Source organism: Hylemonella sp. W303a, from assembly GCF_046452315.1.
In the GTDB taxonomy this organism is placed as follows: Bacteria; Pseudomonadota; Gammaproteobacteria; order Burkholderiales; family Burkholderiaceae_C; genus Hylemonella.
This window is the reverse complement of the sequence record NZ_JBKFDG010000002.1, coordinates 368325-387215: the sequence shown is the minus strand read 5'-3', so window position 1 is coordinate 387215 and position 18891 is coordinate 368325. Positions and strand designations below refer to the sequence as shown.

Annotated in this window: 17 protein-coding genes and 1 tRNA gene; 9 read left to right on the top strand and 9 right to left on the bottom strand. The window is 65.3% G+C overall.

Going from position 1 to position 18891, the window contains the following annotated elements; translation table 11 throughout:
- Nucleotides 1-45: 45 nt before the first annotated feature.
- Nucleotides 46-1218 carry an ABC transporter substrate-binding protein gene (locus ACLBKS_RS05410; protein ID WP_410191767.1) on the bottom strand — a complete coding sequence of 391 codons (1173 nt, stop codon included), beginning with the start codon at nucleotides 1216-1218 and terminating at the stop codon, nucleotides 46-48.
- A 180-nt stretch (nucleotides 1219-1398) separates the two neighbouring features.
- Between ACLBKS_RS05410 and ACLBKS_RS05405 the strand changes: the two genes are divergently transcribed.
- The 6 genes from ACLBKS_RS05405 (at nucleotide 1399) to ACLBKS_RS05380 (ending at nucleotide 9802) form a co-directional block, all read left to right on the top strand.
- Entirely contained in the window at nucleotides 1399-2328 is a 930-nt protein-coding gene (locus ACLBKS_RS05405; protein ID WP_410191766.1) for a LysR family transcriptional regulator, read from the top strand.
- Between the two features lie 164 nt (nucleotides 2329-2492).
- On the top strand, nucleotides 2493-5141 hold the full coding sequence (gene alaS / locus ACLBKS_RS05400; protein WP_410191765.1) for an alanine--tRNA ligase: 2649 nt from the start codon (nucleotides 2493-2495) through the stop codon (nucleotides 5139-5141).
- Nucleotides 5142-5386: 245 nt separating this feature from the next.
- Nucleotides 5387-6529 (top strand): ABC transporter substrate-binding protein, encoded by a 1143-nt coding sequence (locus ACLBKS_RS05395; RefSeq protein ID WP_410191764.1) that lies wholly within the window; start codon nucleotides 5387-5389, stop codon nucleotides 6527-6529.
- A complete protein-coding gene (locus ACLBKS_RS05390) occupies nucleotides 6510-7883 on the top strand; it encodes a diguanylate cyclase domain-containing protein (protein ID WP_410191763.1) in 1374 nt (457 codons plus the stop codon). Before ACLBKS_RS05395 ends, ACLBKS_RS05390 begins: the two co-directional genes overlap by 20 nt.
- A 37-nt stretch (nucleotides 7884-7920) precedes the next feature.
- On the top strand, nucleotides 7921-8529 hold the full coding sequence (locus ACLBKS_RS05385; RefSeq protein ID WP_410191762.1) for a TlpA family protein disulfide reductase: 609 nt from the start codon (nucleotides 7921-7923) through the stop codon (nucleotides 8527-8529).
- A 91-nt stretch (nucleotides 8530-8620) separates the two neighbouring features.
- The gene (locus tag ACLBKS_RS05380; RefSeq protein ID WP_410191761.1) at nucleotides 8621-9802 is read left to right on the top strand and encodes a transglutaminase-like domain-containing protein; all 1182 of its coding nucleotides are present in this window, start codon (nucleotides 8621-8623) and stop codon (nucleotides 9800-9802) included.
- Nucleotides 9803-9906: 104 nt separating this feature from the next.
- On the opposite strand, the gene ACLBKS_RS05375 is transcribed toward ACLBKS_RS05380, so the two are convergent.
- The 6 genes from ACLBKS_RS05375 to ACLBKS_RS05350 form a co-directional block, all read right to left on the bottom strand.
- Entirely contained in the window at nucleotides 9907-10650 is a 744-nt protein-coding gene (locus ACLBKS_RS05375) for a hypothetical protein (protein WP_410191760.1), read from the bottom strand.
- A 91-nt stretch (nucleotides 10651-10741) separates the two neighbouring features.
- Complete coding sequence (locus ACLBKS_RS05370) at nucleotides 10742-11398, bottom strand: hypothetical protein (RefSeq protein ID WP_410191759.1); 657 nt, start codon at nucleotides 11396-11398, stop codon at nucleotides 10742-10744.
- A 110-nt stretch (nucleotides 11399-11508) separates the two neighbouring features.
- Nucleotides 11509-12462: a pseudouridine synthase gene (locus tag ACLBKS_RS05365; RefSeq protein ID WP_410191758.1), complete on the bottom strand. Its 954-nt coding sequence runs from the start codon at nucleotides 12460-12462 to the stop codon at nucleotides 11509-11511.
- Nucleotides 12463-12491: 29 nt separating this feature from the next.
- Nucleotides 12492-13235, bottom strand: coding sequence for a tRNA (guanosine(46)-N7)-methyltransferase TrmB (gene trmB, locus ACLBKS_RS05360; protein ID WP_410191931.1), 744 nt, complete (start codon nucleotides 13233-13235; stop codon nucleotides 12492-12494).
- A gap of 79 nt (nucleotides 13236-13314) precedes the next feature.
- Nucleotides 13315-14313, bottom strand: a complete 999-nt coding sequence (gene gluQRS / locus ACLBKS_RS05355) for a tRNA glutamyl-Q(34) synthetase GluQRS (RefSeq protein ID WP_410191757.1) — start codon at nucleotides 14311-14313, stop codon at nucleotides 13315-13317.
- A gap of 41 nt (nucleotides 14314-14354) precedes the next feature.
- Complete coding sequence (locus ACLBKS_RS05350; RefSeq protein WP_410191756.1) at nucleotides 14355-15344, bottom strand: LysR family transcriptional regulator; 990 nt, start codon at nucleotides 15342-15344, stop codon at nucleotides 14355-14357.
- A gap of 157 nt (nucleotides 15345-15501) precedes the next feature.
- Here ACLBKS_RS05350 and ACLBKS_RS05345 point away from each other — a divergent pair, with 157 nt between their 5' ends.
- From ACLBKS_RS05345 to ACLBKS_RS05335, 3 genes are all read left to right on the top strand, one after another.
- Nucleotides 15502-16206, top strand: a complete 705-nt coding sequence (locus ACLBKS_RS05345) for a pirin family protein (protein WP_410191755.1) — start codon at nucleotides 15502-15504, stop codon at nucleotides 16204-16206.
- A 141-nt stretch (nucleotides 16207-16347) separates the two neighbouring features.
- Entirely contained in the window at nucleotides 16348-16764 is a 417-nt protein-coding gene (locus ACLBKS_RS05340; RefSeq protein ID WP_410191754.1) for a DoxX family protein, read from the top strand.
- 117 nt (nucleotides 16765-16881) lie between these two features.
- Entirely contained in the window at nucleotides 16882-17805 is a 924-nt protein-coding gene (locus ACLBKS_RS05335; protein WP_410191753.1) for a pirin family protein, read from the top strand.
- 74 nt (nucleotides 17806-17879) lie between these two features.
- Here ACLBKS_RS05335 and ACLBKS_RS05330 read toward each other — a convergent pair whose 3' ends face one another.
- Together ACLBKS_RS05330 and ACLBKS_RS05325 are read right to left on the bottom strand one after the other, a co-directional pair.
- The gene (locus tag ACLBKS_RS05330) at nucleotides 17880-18659 is read right to left on the bottom strand and encodes a sulfurtransferase (RefSeq protein ID WP_410191752.1); all 780 of its coding nucleotides are present in this window, start codon (nucleotides 18657-18659) and stop codon (nucleotides 17880-17882) included.
- A gap of 133 nt (nucleotides 18660-18792) precedes the next feature.
- Nucleotides 18793-18868, bottom strand: a tRNA-Lys gene (locus ACLBKS_RS05325).
- Between the last annotated feature and the right edge of the window lie 23 nt (nucleotides 18869-18891).

Here is an 18891-nt window from a genome sequence, read left to right as displayed (position 1 = left end):
GGGGGGAAGGCGCGCCGGGCGAGGTGCGACTCAGGGGGGATTTATTTACCTTCCGCCCAACACCGCGATGTAGTCCGATGCCCACTTGTGGTAGGGCACGCATTGGTTGTTTTGCGTCGCGCACTTGGTGGTCGGCGTCTTCCAGAAGGAGATGCGCTCGAAGTCGTTGTAGCCGTTGGTGGCGCAGCCCTTGTCGCCCAGCAGTGCGTTGCCCTTGCAGGCAGCGGGCACGGCGGGTACGGAGCCAAACCAGGCAGCAAGGTCGCCCTGCAACTTCGGGTTGATCGAGTGCTCAAGCCAGAGGTAGGCGCAGTTGGGGTGCGCCGCATCGGCGTGCAGCATGGTGGAGTCGGCCCAGCCGGTCGCGCCTTCCACCGGCACGACCGTGGCGATCGGTGCCTTCTTGGATGCGAGGATGTTGGCCATGAACTGCCAACTGGACGAGGCGGCCACACCTTCGTTGGTGAAGTCGTCGATCTGCACGAAGGCGTCATGCCAGTACTTGCCCACCAGCTTGCGCTGGCCGCGCAGCAGGTCGAGCGCGGCCTTGTACTGGGTCTCGTTGAGTTCGTAAGGGTCCTTGATGCCGAGCTCGGGCTTTTTCTTCATCAGGTAGAGCGCGGCGTCGGCGATGTAGATCGGGCCGTCGAAGGCCTGCACGCGGCCCTTGTTGCTCTTGCCGTCGGGCAGGGTCTGTTCCTCGAACACCACGCTCCAGCTCGTGGGTTTCTTGTTGCCAAACACCTTGGTGTTGTACATCAGCACGTTCCAGCCCCACTGATAGGGCACGCCGTAGTGGGTGTTGTTGACGTAGTGCCAAGGTGCCTTTTGAAGGCGTGGGTCGATGTTCTTGTAGCTGGGGATCAGGTTGACGTTGATGGGTTGCACGCGCTTGCCCGCGATCAGGCGCATGGAGGCGTCGCCCGAGGCAGTGACGAGGTCGAAGCCGCCTTCGTTCATGAGCGCCACCATTTCGTCCGAGGTGCCCGCGGTCTTCACGTTCACCTTGCAACCGGTGGCTTTTTCAAAGCCGGTGACCCAGTCGAAGGCCTTGTCGGTTTCGCCGCGTTCGATGTAGCCGGCCCAGGCCACGATGTCGACCTGGCCCTCGGGCTTGCCGATCTTGCTGAGCGCGCCCTGGGCAGAGGCACCCAGGGTGAAGGTGGTGGCGACCGCGCCAGCCAGGGCGCGGATCAGGATGCTGCGTGCGGAGGTCATCGGAATCACCTTTCCTGAAAAACAGATGAAGGGGAGGGAACGCCGAGCATCCTAGGCAGCCGACTTCTGCTTTCAAAGTTCAATATTCCTGCGTTAAGCTATCTCGAAAATAGAGATCAAGGGTTAACCCCTGCCGTTTTCTGCACCCCAACAGTGAAAACCCGGGGGCTTTGCACCAGGATGAATCGCCATCTCACGCTCAAGCAGTTCCGCTACTTTCTGACGGTGGCCGAGTCGGACTCGGTGGCCGCGGCGTCGCGCATGCTCAACATCGCGCAATCGGCCATCACCAAGAGCATCCTCGAACTGGAAGACGAACTGGGCTTGGTGTTGTTCGAGCGCAGTCCCAAGGGCATGCGCCTGACACCTGAAGGGCACCGTTTCCTGGTCAAGGCGCGGCGGGTGATCGGCGCGGTGGCCGACGCCACCCGCGGTGTGCGGCAGGACGTCGCACCCCAAGGCGGGAGCCTGACCGTGGGCGTGACCAGCTTGGTGGCTGGCTATTACCTCTCGGAGGTGTTCGCGCGCTTCGCGCGCACGAGCCCGGGCGTGGAACTGCGCATCGTCGAGGAGGCGCCGCCGTTCCTGGAGCACTTGCTGATCAATGGCGAGCTGGACATCGCCATCATGGTCAGCAACGCCCTGGAGGAGCCGCAGGCCCTGGTGGCCGAGACCTTGACGCGCTCGCCCAACCGGGTCTGGATGGCCGCCGACCACGCCCTCGCGGCCCAGGAAGAGGTCTCATTGGCCGAATGCGCGGACTACGACCAGGTGGTGCTGCTGGCCGACCGGGTGGAGCTGCTGATGCGCGGTCCTTGGGAGCAGGTGCATGCGCAGCACGGCCTCAAGCCTCGCGCCTTGCTGCGCACCACCTCGTTGGAGGCCGTGCGTTCCCTGGTGGGCGTGGGCGCGGGTGTGGCCGTGTTGCCGGATTTTCTTTACCGTCCCTGGACGCTCGATGCCGAGCATGTGGCCGTGCGCAAGCTGCGCGACGCCGTGCCCACGGTGGACGTGGGGCTGGTTTGGCGGCGCGGTTCGCCCTTGCGCGGCGAGGTGCAGGAATTCATCGAGGTCGCGCGCGACCAATCCCGCGGCCACCGGGGGTGGTGAGCCGGGGCCACCGAGTGTCGTGAACCCGGTACGCTAGGGTTGATGAGGTTCACCCTCGCGGGGCGAAACCTATAATCGCAGACCCTCGGCGTTCAGTAGAAGAATCAAGCCAGAACCGCCCCGTCTTGGGGTCGCGCCGGGTTTCCCATTCAGTCCTGCCCACCATGAGCCAACCCATTTCCGTCGCGGACATCCGCAAGTCTTTCCTCGACTTCTTCGCTTCCAAGGGCCACACCGTCGTGGCCTCCAGTCCGCTGGTGCCGGGCAACGACCCGACGCTGATGTTCACCAACTCGGGCATGGTGCAGTTCAAGGACGTGTTCCTCGGCACCGACAAGCGCAGCTATGTGCGCGCGGCCTCGGTTCAGGCCTGCCTGCGCGCCGGCGGCAAGCACAATGACCTGGAGAACGTGGGCTACACCGCGCGCCACCACACCTTCTTCGAGATGCTGGGCAACTGGTCCTTCGGCGACTACTTCAAGAAGGAAAGTCTGAACTGGGCTTGGGAGCTGCTGACCACGGTGTACAAGCTGCCCGCCGAGAAGCTGTACGCGACCGTGTACCTCGAAGACGACGAAGCCTATGCGATCTGGGAGGACATCTTCGTCAAGGCCGGGTGGACACCGGAGCGCATCCGACGAGAGAACCGCATCATCCGCATCGGTGACAACAAGGGCGGCCGCTACAAGTCCGACAACTTCTGGATGATGGCCGATACGGGGCCTTGCGGTCCCTGCAGCGAGATCTTTTACGACCACGGACCGCACATCGCCGGCGGCCCCCCGGGCAGTCCCGAGGAAGATGGTGACCGCTTCATCGAGATCTGGAACAACGTGTTCATGCAGTTCGAGATGCACGAGGACGGATCGGTCACGCCGCTGCCAGCGCCCTGCGTGGACACCGGCATGGGCCTGGAGCGCCTCGCCGCCATCCTGCAGCATGTGCACAGCAACTACGAGATCGACCTGTTCGACGCGTTGATCAAGGCCGCCGCGCGCGAGGTGGGCACGCAGGACCTGAAGAATCCCTCGCTGCGCGTGATCGCCGACCACATCCGCGCCACGGCCTTCCTGGTCAGCGATGGCGTGATTCCTTCCAACGAAGGCCGGGGTTATGTGCAGCGTCGCATCGTGCGCCGCGCGATTCGCCATGGCTACAAGCTGGGCCGCAAGACGCCCTTCTTCCACAAGCTGGTCGGCGAGTTGGTGCGCCTGATGGGCGACGCCTACCCGCGCCTGAAGGAACAGCAGCAACGCATCACCGAGGTGCTCAAGGCCGAGGAGGAGCGTTTTTACGAGACGCTGGCCAATGGCATGGAGATTCTGGACGCCGCCCTGGGCGGTGGCGCCAAGGTGCTGCCGGGCGACGTGGCCTTCAAGCTGCACGACACCTATGGCTTCCCGCTGGACCTGACCAATGACGTCTGCCGCGAGCGTGGCGTCACGGTGGACGAGGCGGGCTTCAAGTCCGCCATGGACAAGCAGAAGAACCAGGCCCGCGCCGCAGGGAAGTTCAAGATGGACAAGGCGCTGGACTACACCGGCGCTGGCAATCAGTTCGTGGGCTACGAGAAGCTGCAAGCCCAGGGCAAGATCGTCGCGCTCTACGTGGACGGCACGCCCACGACCCAGCTCAAGGCGGGCCAAGACGGCGTCGTGGTGCTGGACACCACGCCCTTCTATGCCGAGAGTGGCGGACAGGTCGGTGACGAGGGCGTGATCACTGTCGGTTCGGCCCGCTTCGAGGTCGCCGACACGCAAAAGATCAAGGCTGACGTGCACGGGCATCACGGCGCCCTGACCACCGGCACGCTGAACGTGGGCGACACGGTCACGGCTCAGGTCAATCTGAGCCGTCGCGCCGCGACCATGCGCAACCACAGCGTGACCCACCTGATGCACAAGGCCTTGCGCGAGGTGCTGGGCACGCACGTGCAGCAAAAGGGCTCGCTGGTGGACGCCGACAAGACGCGTTTTGACTTCACGCACAACGCGCCGGTGACTGGCGCCCAGATCGCCGAGATCGAGCGCCGTGTGAATGACGAAATCCTGGTCAACAGCGCCACCCAGGCGCGCGTGCTGGACATCGAGGCCGCCAAGGCCACGGGCGCCGTCATGCTCTTCGGCGAGAAGTACGGCGACACGGTGCGCGTGCTGGACATCGGCAGCAGCCGCGAGTTCTGTGGTGGCACCCACGTGGCGCGCACGGGCGACATCGGCCTGTTCAAGATCGTCAGCGAGTCGGGTGTGGCGGCAGGCATCCGCCGCGTCGAGGCCGTGACCGGTGCCAACGCGCTTGGCTATCTGCAAGAACTCGAAAGCACCGTGCATCAGGCAGCGGGCGCGCTCAAGGCGCCCGCAGCTGAACTGCAGGGCCGCATCACGCAAGTGTTGGATCAGGTCAAAGCGCTGGAAAAGGAAATCGCCGCCCTCAAAGGCAAGCTGGCTTCCAGCCAGGGCGATGAGCTGATGGCCCAGGCCGTGGACGTCAAGGGCATCAAGGTGCTCGCCGCCACCCTGCAGGGCGCGGATGCCAAGGTGCTGCGGGACACCCTGGACAAGCTCAAGGACAAGCTCAAGACCGCCGCCATCGTGCTGGCCACCGTGGAGGGCGGCAAGGTACAACTCGCTGCTGGCGTGACCGCCGACAGCGTGGGCAAGGTCAAGGCGGGCGAGTTGGTCAACTTCGTGGCCCAGCAGGTGGGGGGCAAGGGTGGCGGCAAGCCGGACATGGCCATGGCCGGCGGCACCGACCCCAGCGGCCTGCCGAAGGCGCTGCAGGCTGTGCAAGGCTGGGTGGCCGAGCGCCTTTGAGAGCGCAGCGCGCCGAGCATCCCGCTGGCGCGCGTGGTCAGGGTTCATCGGGACACACGGTCGGTGCCCAAGGCCTTGATGAGCGACGGTCACTGGGAGCAGCCTGGGCCCGCCGCTAGACTAGCCGGTACGAGAGAGACGCGGCGAGCGTCCGGAGATGGAGAACAGGGCGGACATACAGACGTCGAGGTCGTTGGGGCATGAGTCCAGGCACAGGCTTGTCAAGAGGAGCTTTTCGCGCCGCCGTGCTAGCGCTGCGTGCTTGCGCCTTGTTGGGTTTGGTCTGGGTCGGCGTTGACGCCCTCGCGCAGCGCGTGGCCTTCATCAATCCTGGCAAGGCCGATGAGTTCTACTGGGCAGGAGTCGCACGTTGCATGCAGTCCGCCGCGCAGGACCTGGGGCAGACGCTGGATGTCCATTACGCCGAGCGTGAACACCTGCAGGTCTTCCAGATCGCGCGCACCATCGTGGCGCTGCCACCGCCTCAGCGGCCGGATTACGTCGTGGTCACCAACGACTATGGCACTGGCCCCGAGTTGCTGAACATCTTCGAGGGCAGCGGCATCCGCGTCTTCATGGCTTATAGCAAGCCGACCACCGAGGAAATGGCGCACACGGGTTTGCCGCGCCGCAAGCACAAGCTGTGGATCGGCTCGCTCGAACCACGGGCCCAGGACGCCGGTTATCTGACGGCGCGCGCCTTGATCAACCAGGCCCGCACCGCTGGCCTGCAAGCACAGGACGGCAAGTTGCATATGCTGGTGATCGCCGGGGACCGCAGCACGCCATCGTCCATCGCGCGCAACGACGGAATGCGCCAGGCCGTGCGCGAGGCCGGTGACGTCGTCATCGACCAGGAGGTTTATGCCGCTTGGTCGCGCGAGAAGGCCACCGAACAGGCCTCGGTGCTGTATCAGCGTCACCCGCAGGCCCGCCTGCTCTGGGCCGGCAACGACCTGATGGCCCTGGGTGCGATGAGCGCCCTGGAGCAGCGCGGCGGCGAGCCGGGGCGCACGGTCCTCTTCAGCGGCATCAACACCTCCGCCGAGGCGCTGCGCGCGAAGGAAAGCGGGCGCCTCGCGGCCCTGGCGGGGGGGCACTTCATCACGGGGGCTTGGAGCCTGGTGATGATCCACGACCACTACAACGGCCACGATTTCGCCGACGAAGGCTTGATGCAGGAACGGCGCATGTTCGCCTTGTTCGACGGCAAACTGGCCCAGGCCTTGCGTGCGCGTCTGGGCCCGGGCTGTGACGACGTGGACTTCAAGCGCTTCAGCAAAACCCGCAATGCCAGCCTGCGCAGCTACGACTTCAGCATGGAGCGCTTGTTGAAGGACACGCCCAAGTCCAACGAAAGGTTCACCAATGAGCGTGCACTTCCTTGATCAACATACCTCCCGGCAGGCGGGTTCCGCGCCCTCAGACGTCGCCGACCCGAGCGCGACCGAACGGCATTGGGCTTGGCAGGTGCCGCGCGACTTCCGTCCCTTGGCAGGCTCGCTGATCCGCCGCATCGTCCTGCTCGCGGTGCTGTGCATGGCGCTCGTCTTGGCAGGGCAGACTTGGTATTTGCTGCGTCAGCACGAGGAGCGTTTCGCAACGCAGGTGGATGGCATCGTTCGCACCAGCGTGCCGCAGTTGGCCACGGCCTTGTGGGACATCGAACTGGAGTCCGTCCAACGGCAAGTGCAGGCGATTTCCACCTTGCCTGAGGTCGGGCATGTGCGCCTGCGCTCTGCCACTGGCCCGGTGTTCATGGCGGGTGACCCCGCCGCCCGTGAGGCCGCGACCGTGGTGCGGCGCGTGGACATCTTGCCCTTGCCAGGTCAGGGCAGCGCCAGTCTGCCGCTCGGACAACTGGAGATCGTTGGCAACCCCCGCTACGTGATGCGCGAGGTGCGTGCGACGGCCTGGCAGGTATTGCTGGGTTATGGGGTGTACACCGCTCTGGTATGCCTGCTTGTCACCTGGCTGCTGCGCCGCCGCCTACAGCGGCCCCTGGAGGCAATGGCGCGCTTCGCCGCTGAATTGACGCCCGACCATCTGATGACGCCGCCGCCGCGTCAACGTGCCACCCTGCGGCGTGGCAGGGATGAGATCGACCTGTTGGCCGATGGCTTCGTCAAGCTTCAAACCGGCTTGCGTGAGCACATCGATGGCCTGGATGAAAAAGTGGCGCAGCGCACCGATGAATTGCAGCGCCTGGTTGACGAGGTGTACCGCCTGTCGCGCACCGACGCGGTCACGGGCTGCTGGAACCGTCGCGCCGTAGAAGAACGGCTGCCCCAGGAAGTGGAGCGCGTGCAGCGGTATGGCCGCCCCTTGTCCGTGTTGGTGGCGAGCATTGACCATTTCCGAGAGCGTCGGCAGGAGCTGGGTCCGGCCCTCACCGATGACTTGCTGCGGGAGGTCGCGCGCATAGGACGGGCGGTGCTGCGCAACGACGTCGATTGGCTGGCGCGCGAGGACGGAGGGCAATTCCTCATTGTCCTGCCTGAGACGGACCTGAGCGCAGCCATGCGCCTGGCCGAGCGTCTTCGGCTCGAGGTCGCGGCGATCGAGATGGGGCGTGGGCAGTCAGGGGGGATCGCGGGGGCGGAGTCCTCCACGCGCCTGAGCGCCAGCGTGGGCGTGGCCCAGTACCGTTCGGGCGAGCCGGCACACCAGCTGCTGGGACGGGCCGCGGAGGGCGCCAGACACGCCCAGGCCGCTGGTGGTGACCGGCTGGCCAGCGTCTGAGTCCCTGAGTCCGACGCGTGACGCATACACTCAAGCCATGATGCAACGACGACATTGCTTGAGCGCTGTCATGGGCGCGGGCGTGGCTCCGCTCGCGCCCGCCGCTTTGCTGTCCTTGCTGCGCGTGGCGCCGCTGCATGCGGCGCCCGCAGATGGGAAGTCCGAGCTGGCCAACATCGAGAACGATGCCGTCGGTCACGCCTTGTCCCCATGGCCCGCCGGGCAGAAGACCCCACCCTTGCGGGCCTTGGACATGCAGGGCCGGACCTGGACCTTGGAAGCCTTGCGCGGGCGCGTGGTGCTGTTGAATTTTTGGGCTTCTTGGTGCGCGCCTTGCCGGGTCGAAATGCCGACCTTGCAGACTTTGGCCGGGTTCTATGGCGACGCGGTACGCGTGTTGGCCCTCAACGTCGGTGAAGGGCCGCGCGCCATTGCGCGTTTCTTGCAAAGCAGTGCCCTGGACACAAGCGCGCTGACCGTGCTACTCGACACCGAAAAAGAAGCGGCGCGAGCCTGGGGCGCGGCCACCGTGCTGCCCACGACGGTCTTGATCGATCCCAGCGGCCGGCCCCGCCACCGGGTTCAGGGCGAACTGGACTGGAGTGGCGACCGTGCACAGGCGCTCGTGGATGCCCTGCTGACCTGAGCGCTCCGAGCTGGTGATAATCCAGCCCAGCCGTTTCGGCGCACCTTCACCTGCGCCGTCGGCCCGTTCCTCATCTACCGGAGATCGCTTTATGACCACCGAACAACGCGCGTCCGAAGGACGTGCATCGCCGCGCCGTGCCTTCCTCAAACATGCGGCTGCGGCCGCTTCGTGTGCTGCAACGGTGTCCGCGCTCGGCACTTGGCCGATCCGCGCGGCCGCGCAAAGCGCCACGCCCGAGCGCCAGTTCAATCCCCAGCCGGGCGCTTGGCGCAGCTTCGACGTCAAGACCCGAGTGGACGTGCAACTCGCCGACGGTCAGACCCGTGTCTGGCTGCCCGTGCCTTCCATAGAAAGCGATTGGCAGCGCTCCTTGGACAACCGCTGGGACAGCAATGGCCGCGTCACCTTGAGCAAGGACATCGCGCAAGGCGGTGTGGCAGCCACCCAATGGCTGACCGTTGAATTCGCGCCCGGCGAAAAAACACCTTGGGTCGAGTTGACCAGCCGTGTGCAGACGCGCAGCCGCGCGGTGGACTGGTCGGCCAAGTCCAACCCGAAGCAAGACAAGGACCTTGAGTTCTGGACCCGTCCTACCGCGCTGCTGCCCACCGACGGCATCGTGCGTGAGACGGCGCTCAAAGCCACGCAAGGGGCGAAGACGGACTACGACAAGGTGCGCGCGGTCTACGACTGGGTGGTCACCAACGCCTACCGCGAGCCCAAGGTGCGCGGCTGCGGCGAAGGCGACATCAAGACCATGCTGGAGACCGGCAACCTGGGCGGCAAATGCGCGGACATCAACGCGCTCTTCGTGGGGTTGTGCCGCGCCGTGGGCCTGCCCGCCCGCGATGTGTACGGTCTGCGCCTTGCGCCCTCGGCCTTTGGCTACAAAGAGCTGGGCGGCAACAACATGGGCAACTTGTCGGGCGCCCAGCATTGCCGCGCCGAGGTCTTTCTGAAGGACCACGGTTGGGTGGCCATGGACCCGGCGGACGTGGCCAAGGTGATGCGTCAGGAAACTCCGGAATGGATCAAGACCACCCAGAACCCGCTGGTCGCGCCGGTGAACAAGGCGCTCTTCGGGCAATGGGAAGGCAACTGGGTGGGCTGGAACATGGCGCACGACCTGAAGCTGCCTGGCGCTCAGAAGGGTCCGCTGGGCTTCCTGATGTACCCTGTGTGCGAGACCGGGCCTGCGGGGCAAGTGGAACGTCTGGACTCCTACACCCCGGACGCCTTCAAGTACCGCATCACCGCGCAGGAGGTTTGAACGCCATCCGTCGGGTGCCATCGTCCTGACCCAACGGGGCAGGGACCTTGGAAATGAACAAGGGCGCTCGTGAGAGCGCCCTTGTCACATGCCCGCGCGCAGGCTCACCAACGCAAGCCCAGCTTGATGCCCCAGCTGGTGGTGTCGCCGGTGATGTCGGTTTCAAAGGCCAGATTCATCAGTCCCAAGCCCATGTTGATGCCAGCGTAGTACTTGTTGAGCTCAGGCGAGCTTTCTAGATGCTTGGCGGCCCTGCGGCCATCGCTGTCCACCCAGACATAACCCACGCCCGCATAGGGCGTCAGCATGGCGAATTCCTTCGAGATCGACACATCCAAGCTGCGCGTGTTGATGTAGAGGTCGTCGGAGTTGGTCGCGTAGGTGTAGCCACCGCGCAGGCTGATGCCCGGCTTGGCGAAGTCGCCATTCAGCAACGCGTAACGTGCCTCCAAGCCGCGCACATCGATGCCCAAACCCGGGACGTTGGCGAAATAAGCGCCGACGTCCAGGTCAAAGGGCAAGCCTTTGTGGATGTCCAAGCGGTAGCTCTGGATCGCGTCGTCGAGGTAAAGGTTCGCGTTGGCTTTTTCAAGCGCCGCCGCCCCCTTGTAGGAGGGCGAACTGCTGGTCACGGAAACGCCAACGTCAAAGCCCATCAAGCCCTGCGGTTGGGGCGGTGAGAGGGGTTTGTAGCTGATCGCCGCGCCGATGGCCTCGGAAGCGTATTTAAATTCTCTGTCGGTCAAGGCATCGAGATTGCCCAGACGGTCCGCCCAGGCCGGCAGCGCGGCCAAGCTCAGAACAAGGCCCAGCGTGGCGCAAGCCGTGGATGAGAAAGTTTTTTTCATGGTCATCTTGGTGTGGGTGCCGTGCAGGCGGATGAATTATCACCGAGCATGCAGGCCCTGCGCTTGCACGCCGCGGTCACAGCCCGAGCACTTACCAGCGCAGCGCGGCCTTCAGGCCGTAGGTGGTGACCTCGCCGGTCTTGTCCACTTCGATGTCCACCGCGAACAAGCCCAAGCCGATGTTCAGCCCTGCGTAGGTCTTGTTCAGGGTGGCGTCATCCACCGTGCTGTCCACCCAAACCCGACCGATACCGGCGTAGGGCGTGAGGAAGGCAAAGCCCTTAGAAATACCGAGGTCCAGGCTCTTGGTGCTGAGATCCAGGGCGTCGTTGTCCAGCTTGGTGTAAGCCCCGCGCAGGCCGATGGCCGGCATCACGGTGCTGCCTTCCAGCAAGGCGTAACGCAGCTCGTAGCCGCGCAGCGAGTGGCTCTCGCCGTCCCGATGGGCGTTGCCAAAGAAGCCGCCGATGTCAAAGCCGAAAGGCAGGCCCTTGTGCAGGTTCACCCGCGTCACGGAAACATCCTCGCCATCCTTGATGTCACTGAAACTGGTGCCCACGCCGACGTCGAACCCACTGATGCCTTGGGCCTCGACGGGCTGCTGGGGTTTGTAGCTGACCGCAGCTCCGAGATCGGCGATGGTGTCGGCGTGGGTCGGCGTGGACATCCCCGCCAGGGCGAGGGTCAGCGTTGCCAGCACGGCAGCCAGATGACGCGGGTGGGAGCGTGTCGCGAGGTAAGAGGTCATGGCGTTTCCAATGTCCAAATCTTGAATGCAAGGGTGTCTTGAGAAGGGGGACTCGACGATGATAGCGCCCTGGGGTAAAGCTTCCGAGGCACGTCCGTCAGTCGCTCGCTTCAAGGGGCCGTGCCCGGCCAGTCCAGCGTTCGCTGGCTTGTGAACGCGCGAGTTTGGCCTGTGATGGGGTCCATGAAGGTCAGTCCGCGTGCCAACAAGCGCAGGGGCTGAGTCCAGTCGTCCTGGCCCGCCTCGGGGCCGTGCACGACCTTCGGGTAGAAGAGATCACCCACGATCGGCCGACCCAAGGCGTTCATGTGCACCCGCAACTGATGGGTCTTGCCGCTGCGCGGATGAAGGCGATACAGCGCGTGCGGAGGCCGGGCCTCGGCCAATTCAAGCGCCGTCTCGCTGTTGGGCTCGCCCGCGGCTTCGTGCTGGCGAAAAAAATGCTCGGGGTCGACCTCGATGCGGCTGCGGTGGATGGCGGGCAGGGGCTGGTCCGAACCCCGGGCCTGCAGCGGCGCGATGGCTTCGTAAACCTTGCCCACGGCCTGCGTGCGAAACAGCGCCTGGTACGCGCCCCGGTCTTGCGGGCGCACGCTGAAAAGCACCAGACCCGCCGTCTCGCGGTCGATGCGGTGCACGGGGCTGAGCGTCTCAATCCCGGTTTCGGACTTCAGGCGCACCAGCAGGCTGTTGCGCACATAGCGGCCCGTGGGCGTGACGGGCATGAAGTGCGGCTTGTCGGCCACGAGCAGGTGCTCGTCTTGGAAGACGATCTGGGCATCGAAGGGCAGCTCGGGCTCCGCGTCCAGCTCGCGGTAGTAATAGACCCGCGCGCCGGGTGCGAACGAGGCGGTGGGGGTGTCGGGCGGCAGACTTTGTCCATGCTCGTTCAGCACACGTCCGGCTGCCATGCGCTGCCGCCATTGCGCGGCGCCCACCGCAGGCAGGCGTTCGGCCAGGAAATCGACCAGCAGCGGCCAAGGACCGCCACCGGGCAGGGCCACGCAACTGGCACTCACGCCCGCGATCATTGGCGGACGGTGGCGGTGCGCGGGGCGGGTCATGTCCCGAGTGGGCAGGGAAGGGGCTGGGGTCAGACCCGCTCGAACACCAGGTCCCAGACCCCGTGGCCCAGGCGCAGACCCCGGCGTTCGAACTTGGTCTCGGGGCGGTAGGCAGGGCGTGGGGCGTAGTCCGACGCGGTGTTGCGCAACGAGGGTTCGGCGGACAGCACGGCGAGCATTTGCTCGGCATAGGGCTGCCAGTCGGTCGCGCAGTGGAGGTAGCCGCCGCCCTCGCCGTTGGCGCCCGCTGGACGGAGGTAGGTGCTGAGCTTGCGCACGAAGTCAGCTTGAATCAGGCGTCGTTTGTGGTGGCGCTTCTTGTGCCAAGGGTCCGGAAAAAAGATGTGCACGCCCGCGAGCGAGCCGGGCCTCAGCATCTGGTTCAGCACCTCCACGGCGTCATGCTGGACGATGCGCAGATTGGTCAAGCCGCGTTCGCCGATGTGCTTGAGCAATGCACCGACGCCCGGCTCGTGCACTTCACAGCCGATGAAGTTCTTGTCCGGCATCAGCGCGGCGATGTGCGCGGTGGCGTCGCCCATGCCGAAGCCGATTTCCAGGATGGTCGGTGCGCCAAGCTGGGGATCGCGTTGGAACGTCGCGTCCAGGTCCAAAGGCGTGGCCTGGAAGGGCAACACGTAGCGAGGACCCCACTCCGACAAGGCCTTGGCCTGTCCCGTGGTCGTGCGGCCGGCACGTGTCACGTAGCTTTTGATGGCTTTGGGGTAGGCAACGCCCTGTGGCGGCGCGGCGGAGGGGTTCGATGGGGGCATGGCGGGCTGAACGTTCACGGGCCCGGATTGTAAGAAGGCAGGAAGACCATTTTGAATGGCCGTGCTGGAACCCTGGAACTCATCGTGGGCACCAATGAGCCTTCCACTCAGACACCCACGCCGCGAGTGCGTGGGCAGGGCGGTCCGCCCGGAGCGTGTCGATGGTCGATAGCCCCAGCACCTGAGCGGCCGCGTTGAGCGCGGCCATCACGGCGGTGGGCGTATCCAGATCCAGAGCCTCGGCGCCGTTTTGCTTGCTCAACTTTTCTCCGTTCGGGCCCAGCACCAGTGGGGTGTGCAAATAGTTTGGCGTGGGGTAGCCCAAGGCATGCAGCAGCACGATCTGTCGGGGGGTGTTTTCGGCCAGGTCCTCGCCGCGCACGATGTGGGTGACGCCCTGGGCCACGTCGTCCACCGTCACCGCCAATTGATAGGCCCAGTAGCCGTCGGCCCGTTTGAGCACGAAGTCTCCCACCTCCGTCGCCACGTCTTGGGCCTGCGCGCCCAGTCGCCGGTCTTCCCAGAGCAGCACGCCTGCGGGCACGCGCAGGCGCCAGGCGCAGGCGCGGGTGCCAAGCGCAGGATCGGTAGCGCGCGGGCTTGCGGGGGAGATCAGGGGGGCTGCATTGCGTTCAAGCGGAACGTCTGGATGGCATCCACTGACCGCGGGCTTGCCCGGGCCAGGCCTGCAGGTGCCTGGGTAGACCAGCTCCCCGTGCCGGCCACGCGAGCGGCCGAGTTGGTCCAGGGTCTGTTCGATCTTGCGTCGTGAGCAGGTGCAGGGGTAGGCGCGACCCCGTTGGGCGAGCGCGTCCAGGACACGCTCGTAGACGCGCTCTCGTCTTGATTGGTACAGGGGCTCGTCGTCCGAGCGCAGGCCGCACAGGGCCAGCTGCTGCAGGATCAACTCGTCGACGCCGGGCAGGCAGCGGGCCTGGTCCACGTCCTCGATGCGGACCAGCCAGCGGCCGCCGTGCGCGCGCGCGTCCAGCCAACTGGCCAGAGCGGCCACCAGCGAACCGGCATGCAGCAGTCCGGTGGGCGAGGGCGCGAAACGACCGATGTAGTCAGCGGACATGACAACGTTGAAGCTGTGTGCGGGTGGAACAGTCCGTGGATTCAACGCTGCAGTGGACCGAGCAAGGCGGCGCGGGTCGTCGGGCTCTCCAATTGCTGCAGCCACCATTGCAGCGCACGGCCCGTGCCCTGGCCCGGTGGCTGGCCGGGCGCGCTGTTGCCACGCCAGACGTAACTGGTTCGGACCAGCCGTTGCGAGCGCTCGGTTTGCTTGACCACGAGCCGGCCCGCTTCGATGTAGGGGCGGGCATTGCACTCGGGCAAGTATCCGCCGCCCAGGCCGCGCAGTTGTGCGTCCAGCTTGGCCTGCATGGTGCCGACGGTGAGCACGTCCTGCCCGGCCAACAGGCCCACGGTCAGGGCCTGGCCACGGCTCGACGAATCCGCAACCGCCACGGCGCGGTGCTGCAGCAACAGGGCATCGGTCAGAGGTTCGGGGGCGGTCGCCAGGGGATGGTGGGGGGCCACGGCGTAGATGAATTCCACCTGCCCGAGGGGTTTACTCTGCAGGCCCACATTGCCGCTGCTGATGTCACCCGCCTCCAGCACCACGCCGATGGCCAGATCGGCCTGACCGCTGGTCAGAGCCTCCAGCGTGCCCATCAGCGTTTCATCGCGCAGTTTCAGGCGAGTGGGCGCGCCGAGTGTGAAGAAGCTCTCGCACAGCTCCATGATGGTCGACCGATGAATGATGTTGTCGACCGCGATCGTGAATTGCGATTCCCAGCCCGTGGCCACCCGCTGAACTCGGCGCGCCACAGCGTCGATTTCGCCCAGCAGGCGTTGGCCCTCGCGCAACAGCTCCGCGCCCGCCGCCGTCAGCCGGGCCTGGCGTGAGCTGCGGTCGTAGAGCAGCACGTCCAGGGCGTCCTCGATCTGGCGCACGCGGTAGGTCAGGGCGCTGGGCACCAACCCGAGTGCACGCGCCGCCGCCGCGAAGCTGCCTGCGGCTTCGATGGCCTGAAGCATGGCCAGCGCGTCCGGCGTCAGGACGTCACGGGCGGAATGGGGCGTGGGAGGCGGGGTTTGCATGGGCCGGAATCGCCGAGAGATTTGCACGAAGAGTTGATCTTATTTCATTTATTTTGAATTCAATCCTCAAAGCGACTCGATCTCAAGCCGTCCGACCTTTTCTACAGTCACTCCATCGGCTTGCACCTTCGGCAGGCCTCACAGAAAGGAGCATTCCATGCTGACCATTCGCAAATCCGGGGACCGCGGTTACGCCGACCACGGCTGGCTCAAGTCCTTCCACAGCTTTTCCTTCGCGGGCTACTACGACCCGGAGTTCATGGGCTGGGGCAATCTGCGCGTCATCAATGAGGACCGCATCGCCCCGGGCACCGGCTTTGGCACCCACGGCCACCGCGACATGGAGATCATCAGCTACGTGCTGGAGGGCAACCTCGCGCACAAGGACAGCATGGGCAACGTCAAGGGCATTCCCCCTGGTGACGTGCAGCGCATGAGCGCAGGCACCGGCGTGCTGCACAGCGAGTTCAACCACGCGGCGGGCCAGCAGACGCACTTCCTGCAGATCTGGATCGAGCCCAATGTGCGGGGCATCGCGCCGAGCTACGAGCAGAAAACCTTCGAGTCTGGCGACAAGCGCGGCCGACTCCGCCTGGTGGCCTCGCCCACGGGCGAAGACGGATCGGTCACTGTCCATGCAGACGCGCGGCTTTATGCGGGCCTGTTCGACGGTGCCGAGCAGGCGAAGCTCAAGCTCGACGCGAATCGCAAGGCCTACGTGCACTTGGTCAAGGGCGAGCTGGAGGTCAACGGCCAGAAGCTCGCGGGTGGTGACGCGGCGATGATCACGGCCGAGTCGGAACTGAGTTTCGCGAACGGCAAGGACGCGGAGGTGCTGGTTTTCACCGACTTGGTCCACTGAAACGCACCACGCGGTCTGCCTGCGCGGACCGCGCCCAAAATGCCGCTACCATGCGTGCGAGTGTCCGGGCAGACCAGCGGACACCCAGGCACGGACAAAAACGCACTGGCCTGAACCCCAACAAACCAAAGAGGTAAAACCATGTTCAATCAACTCCAGGCACCGATCACCCTCATCGGCCGCATCCTGCTCGCGCTGTTGTTCGTGCCGGCTGGCATCAACAAGATCAGCGGCTTCTCGGGCGTGGCGGGTTATGTGTCTTCCACCATGCACCTGCCCCAGTTCATGGGCTACGCGGGCGCGGCCGTGGCCATCTTCGTCGAGGTGGTGCTGGGCCTGGCCCTGCTGGTGGGGTACAAGACGCGCTGGAGCGCCTTCATCCTGGCGATCTTCACCATCGTCGCGGGCTTCTTCTTCCACAACTTCTGGAACATGCTGGTGGATCCGGGCAATATGCAGCAGATTCACTTCTTCAAGAATCTGGCCATCGCGGGCGGCCTCCTGGCCTTCTCGGCCTTCGGCCCTGGCCGCTTGAGCTTCGACGGCAGCCGAGGCTGAGCCCTGGCACCTTGCTCGCGGAAAACGGCCGGTACATCCGGCCGTTTTTTTCCCTGGCGGTGGGTGTGAGCCAAGCTGGTTTCCCGCGCATCGCCGCGCCATTCAGGAGTGAAGACCATGAATTCATCCGTGCTGGTTCTGTCGGGCCATGAAAAAGACCTGGGCGGTGGTTTCACCGTGTCGCGCGTGTTGCCGGCCGCGCAACGCCAATCCGTCGGCCCCTTCTTGTTCTTCGATCACATGGGGCCGGTCATCGAAACGCCGGGGCGCGAGCACGACGTGCGTCCGCATCCGCACATCGGCCTGGCGACGGTGACCTATCTCTTCGAGGGTGCGCAGATGCACCGCGACAGCGTGGGGTCGCTGCAGCGCATCGAGCCGGGCGCCATCAACTGGATGACGGCGGGACGCGGCATCGTGCATTCCGAGCGCAAGCCCGACGACTTGCTGGAGGCGACCTATGGCGTGCATGGCCTGCAACTCTGGGCCGCCTTGCCGCGTGATTCTGAAGAGGTGGCCCCGAGCTTCGCGCACACGCACGCCAGCGCGATTCCCGAACTCAAGGCGGACGGACATTCCGTGCGCGTTTTGATTGGCGCGGCCTTTGGCCTGAAGTCGCCCGTGCAGGTCTACATGCCCACGCTGTACCTGGACGTGAAGCTGCCCGAGGGGGGCATCTTCGAGTTGCCAGCCCTTTACGAAGAGCGCGCCGTCTACGCCGTGGACCAGCCCCTGCTGCTGGACTGCCCCGACGGTGCCCAAGTCGAGGTGGGCCGTCGGCAGATGGCCGTGCTGCCCAACCAAGAGGTGAGCGCGGCGAGTGGCACCGTGCGCATCAAGGCGGGCGAGCGGCCCTCACGGTTCGTCGTGATCGGCGGCGCGCCCCTGGATGGCCGACGCTTCATGTACTGGAACTTCGTGTCCACGCGCAAGGAGCGCATCGTGCAGGCCTGCGAGGACTGGGAGGCTCAGCGCATGGGTCAGGTGCCGGGTGAGACGGAACACATTCCCTTGCCCCTGCGCAAATTCAATCCCGCCTGATCGGGCCTGGAGGCACCGGGCCGCGCGAGGCGCGGCCCCTGCGCTGTCTGCGCGTTTTTGGCGCGCAGAGAATTTCAGTCCACGCTGACGTCGCGATCAATCGACGGGTGGGGCGTGCCGGGCGGCAAGGGCGTCAAGTCCGGACTGAGGGAAATGCGTTCGTCGAAAACGAAGCAGTTGCCCTGGTAGTGCGCGCCGCCCGCTTCCTCGAAGTACTTGAGGATGCCGCCCTCGATCTGGTAGACGTGGCTCAGGCCGGCCTCCTGCATGTAGATGGCGGCTTTCTCGCAGCGGATGCCACCGGTGCAGTAGCTGATGACCGTCTTGCCCTCCAACTCGGCCTTGTGCGCTTGCACGGCGGCAGGGAACTCCGAGAATTTGCGGATGCGCCAATCGATGGCGCCCTCGAAGGCGCCGTGCTGGACCTCAAAGGCGTTGCGCGTGTCCAGCGTGACCACGGGGCGACCTTCGTCGTCGTGGCCCTGATCCAGCCACCGTTTCACCGTCAGCGGCGCGACAGCTGGAGCGCGGCCCTCGGCGGGACGGATGGTGGGGTGGTTCATGCGGATGATCTCGCGCTTGTGCTTGACCACCAGCTTGCGAAAAGGCTGGTGGTCCGACCAGCTTTCCTTGGGCGCCAGATCGGCCAGGCGCGCGTCCGCGTGCAGGGTCGCGACGAAGTCGCGCACGGCCGCTTCGGTGCCCGCGACGAAGAGGTTGATGCCTTCCTCGGCCAGCAGCACCGTGCCCTTGAGGCCCAAGGCCTCGGCCCGGGCCTTGAACCGTTCCCGCAGCTCGGCGGCGTCGGGCAGGGGCACGAACTTGTAGGTGGAGATGTTCAGGATGTTGGGCATGGGCGTTGAGTGCGTCGCCTGATTCGTCATCGTCACTCCATCGAGGCCGCATCGATGTTGCGGATGCCCTCGACTGGCTCGGGACAAAGGAAAAAGCCGGACAGATGATGCATCTGCCCGGCTTTTCGTTTTTTGGTGGGCCCTGAGTGACTCGAACACTCGACCTACGGATTAAGAGTCCGCTGCTCTACCAACTGAGCTAAGAGCCCGAAAGACCAAGATTATGCCATGA

Bases quoted from the DNA above. Each gene is read 5' to 3' on its own strand.
- ACLBKS_RS05410 (WP_410191767.1), bottom strand. From the start codon at position 1,218: ATGACCTCCGCACGCAGCATCCTGATCCGCGCCCTGGCTGGCGCGGTC.
- ACLBKS_RS05405 (WP_410191766.1), top strand. From the start codon at position 1,399: ATGAATCGCCATCTCACGCTCAAGCAGTTCCGCTACTTTCTGACGGTG.
- alaS (WP_410191765.1), top strand. From the start codon at position 2,493: ATGAGCCAACCCATTTCCGTCGCGGACATCCGCAAGTCTTTCCTCGAC.
- ACLBKS_RS05390 (WP_410191763.1), top strand. From the start codon at position 6,510: ATGAGCGTGCACTTCCTTGATCAACATACCTCCCGGCAGGCGGGTTCC.
- ACLBKS_RS05385 (WP_410191762.1), top strand. From the start codon at position 7,921: ATGATGCAACGACGACATTGCTTGAGCGCTGTCATGGGCGCGGGCGTG.
- ACLBKS_RS05380 (WP_410191761.1), top strand. From the start codon at position 8,621: ATGACCACCGAACAACGCGCGTCCGAAGGACGTGCATCGCCGCGCCGT.
- ACLBKS_RS05375 (WP_410191760.1), bottom strand. From the start codon at position 10,650: ATGAAAAAAACTTTCTCATCCACGGCTTGCGCCACGCTGGGCCTTGTT.
- ACLBKS_RS05370 (WP_410191759.1), bottom strand. From the start codon at position 11,398: ATGACCTCTTACCTCGCGACACGCTCCCACCCGCGTCATCTGGCTGCC.
- ACLBKS_RS05365 (WP_410191758.1), bottom strand. From the start codon at position 12,462: ATGACCCGCCCCGCGCACCGCCACCGTCCGCCAATGATCGCGGGCGTG.
- trmB (WP_410191931.1), bottom strand. From the start codon at position 13,235: ATGCCCCCATCGAACCCCTCCGCCGCGCCGCCACAGGGCGTTGCCTAC.
- gluQRS (WP_410191757.1), bottom strand. From the start codon at position 14,313: ATGTCCGCTGACTACATCGGTCGTTTCGCGCCCTCGCCCACCGGACTG.
- ACLBKS_RS05350 (WP_410191756.1), bottom strand. From the start codon at position 15,344: ATGCAAACCCCGCCTCCCACGCCCCATTCCGCCCGTGACGTCCTGACG.
- ACLBKS_RS05345 (WP_410191755.1), top strand. From the start codon at position 15,502: ATGCTGACCATTCGCAAATCCGGGGACCGCGGTTACGCCGACCACGGC.
- ACLBKS_RS05340 (WP_410191754.1), top strand. From the start codon at position 16,348: ATGTTCAATCAACTCCAGGCACCGATCACCCTCATCGGCCGCATCCTG.
- ACLBKS_RS05335 (WP_410191753.1), top strand. From the start codon at position 16,882: ATGAATTCATCCGTGCTGGTTCTGTCGGGCCATGAAAAAGACCTGGGC.
- ACLBKS_RS05330 (WP_410191752.1), bottom strand. From the start codon at position 18,659: ATGCCCAACATCCTGAACATCTCCACCTACAAGTTCGTGCCCCTGCCC.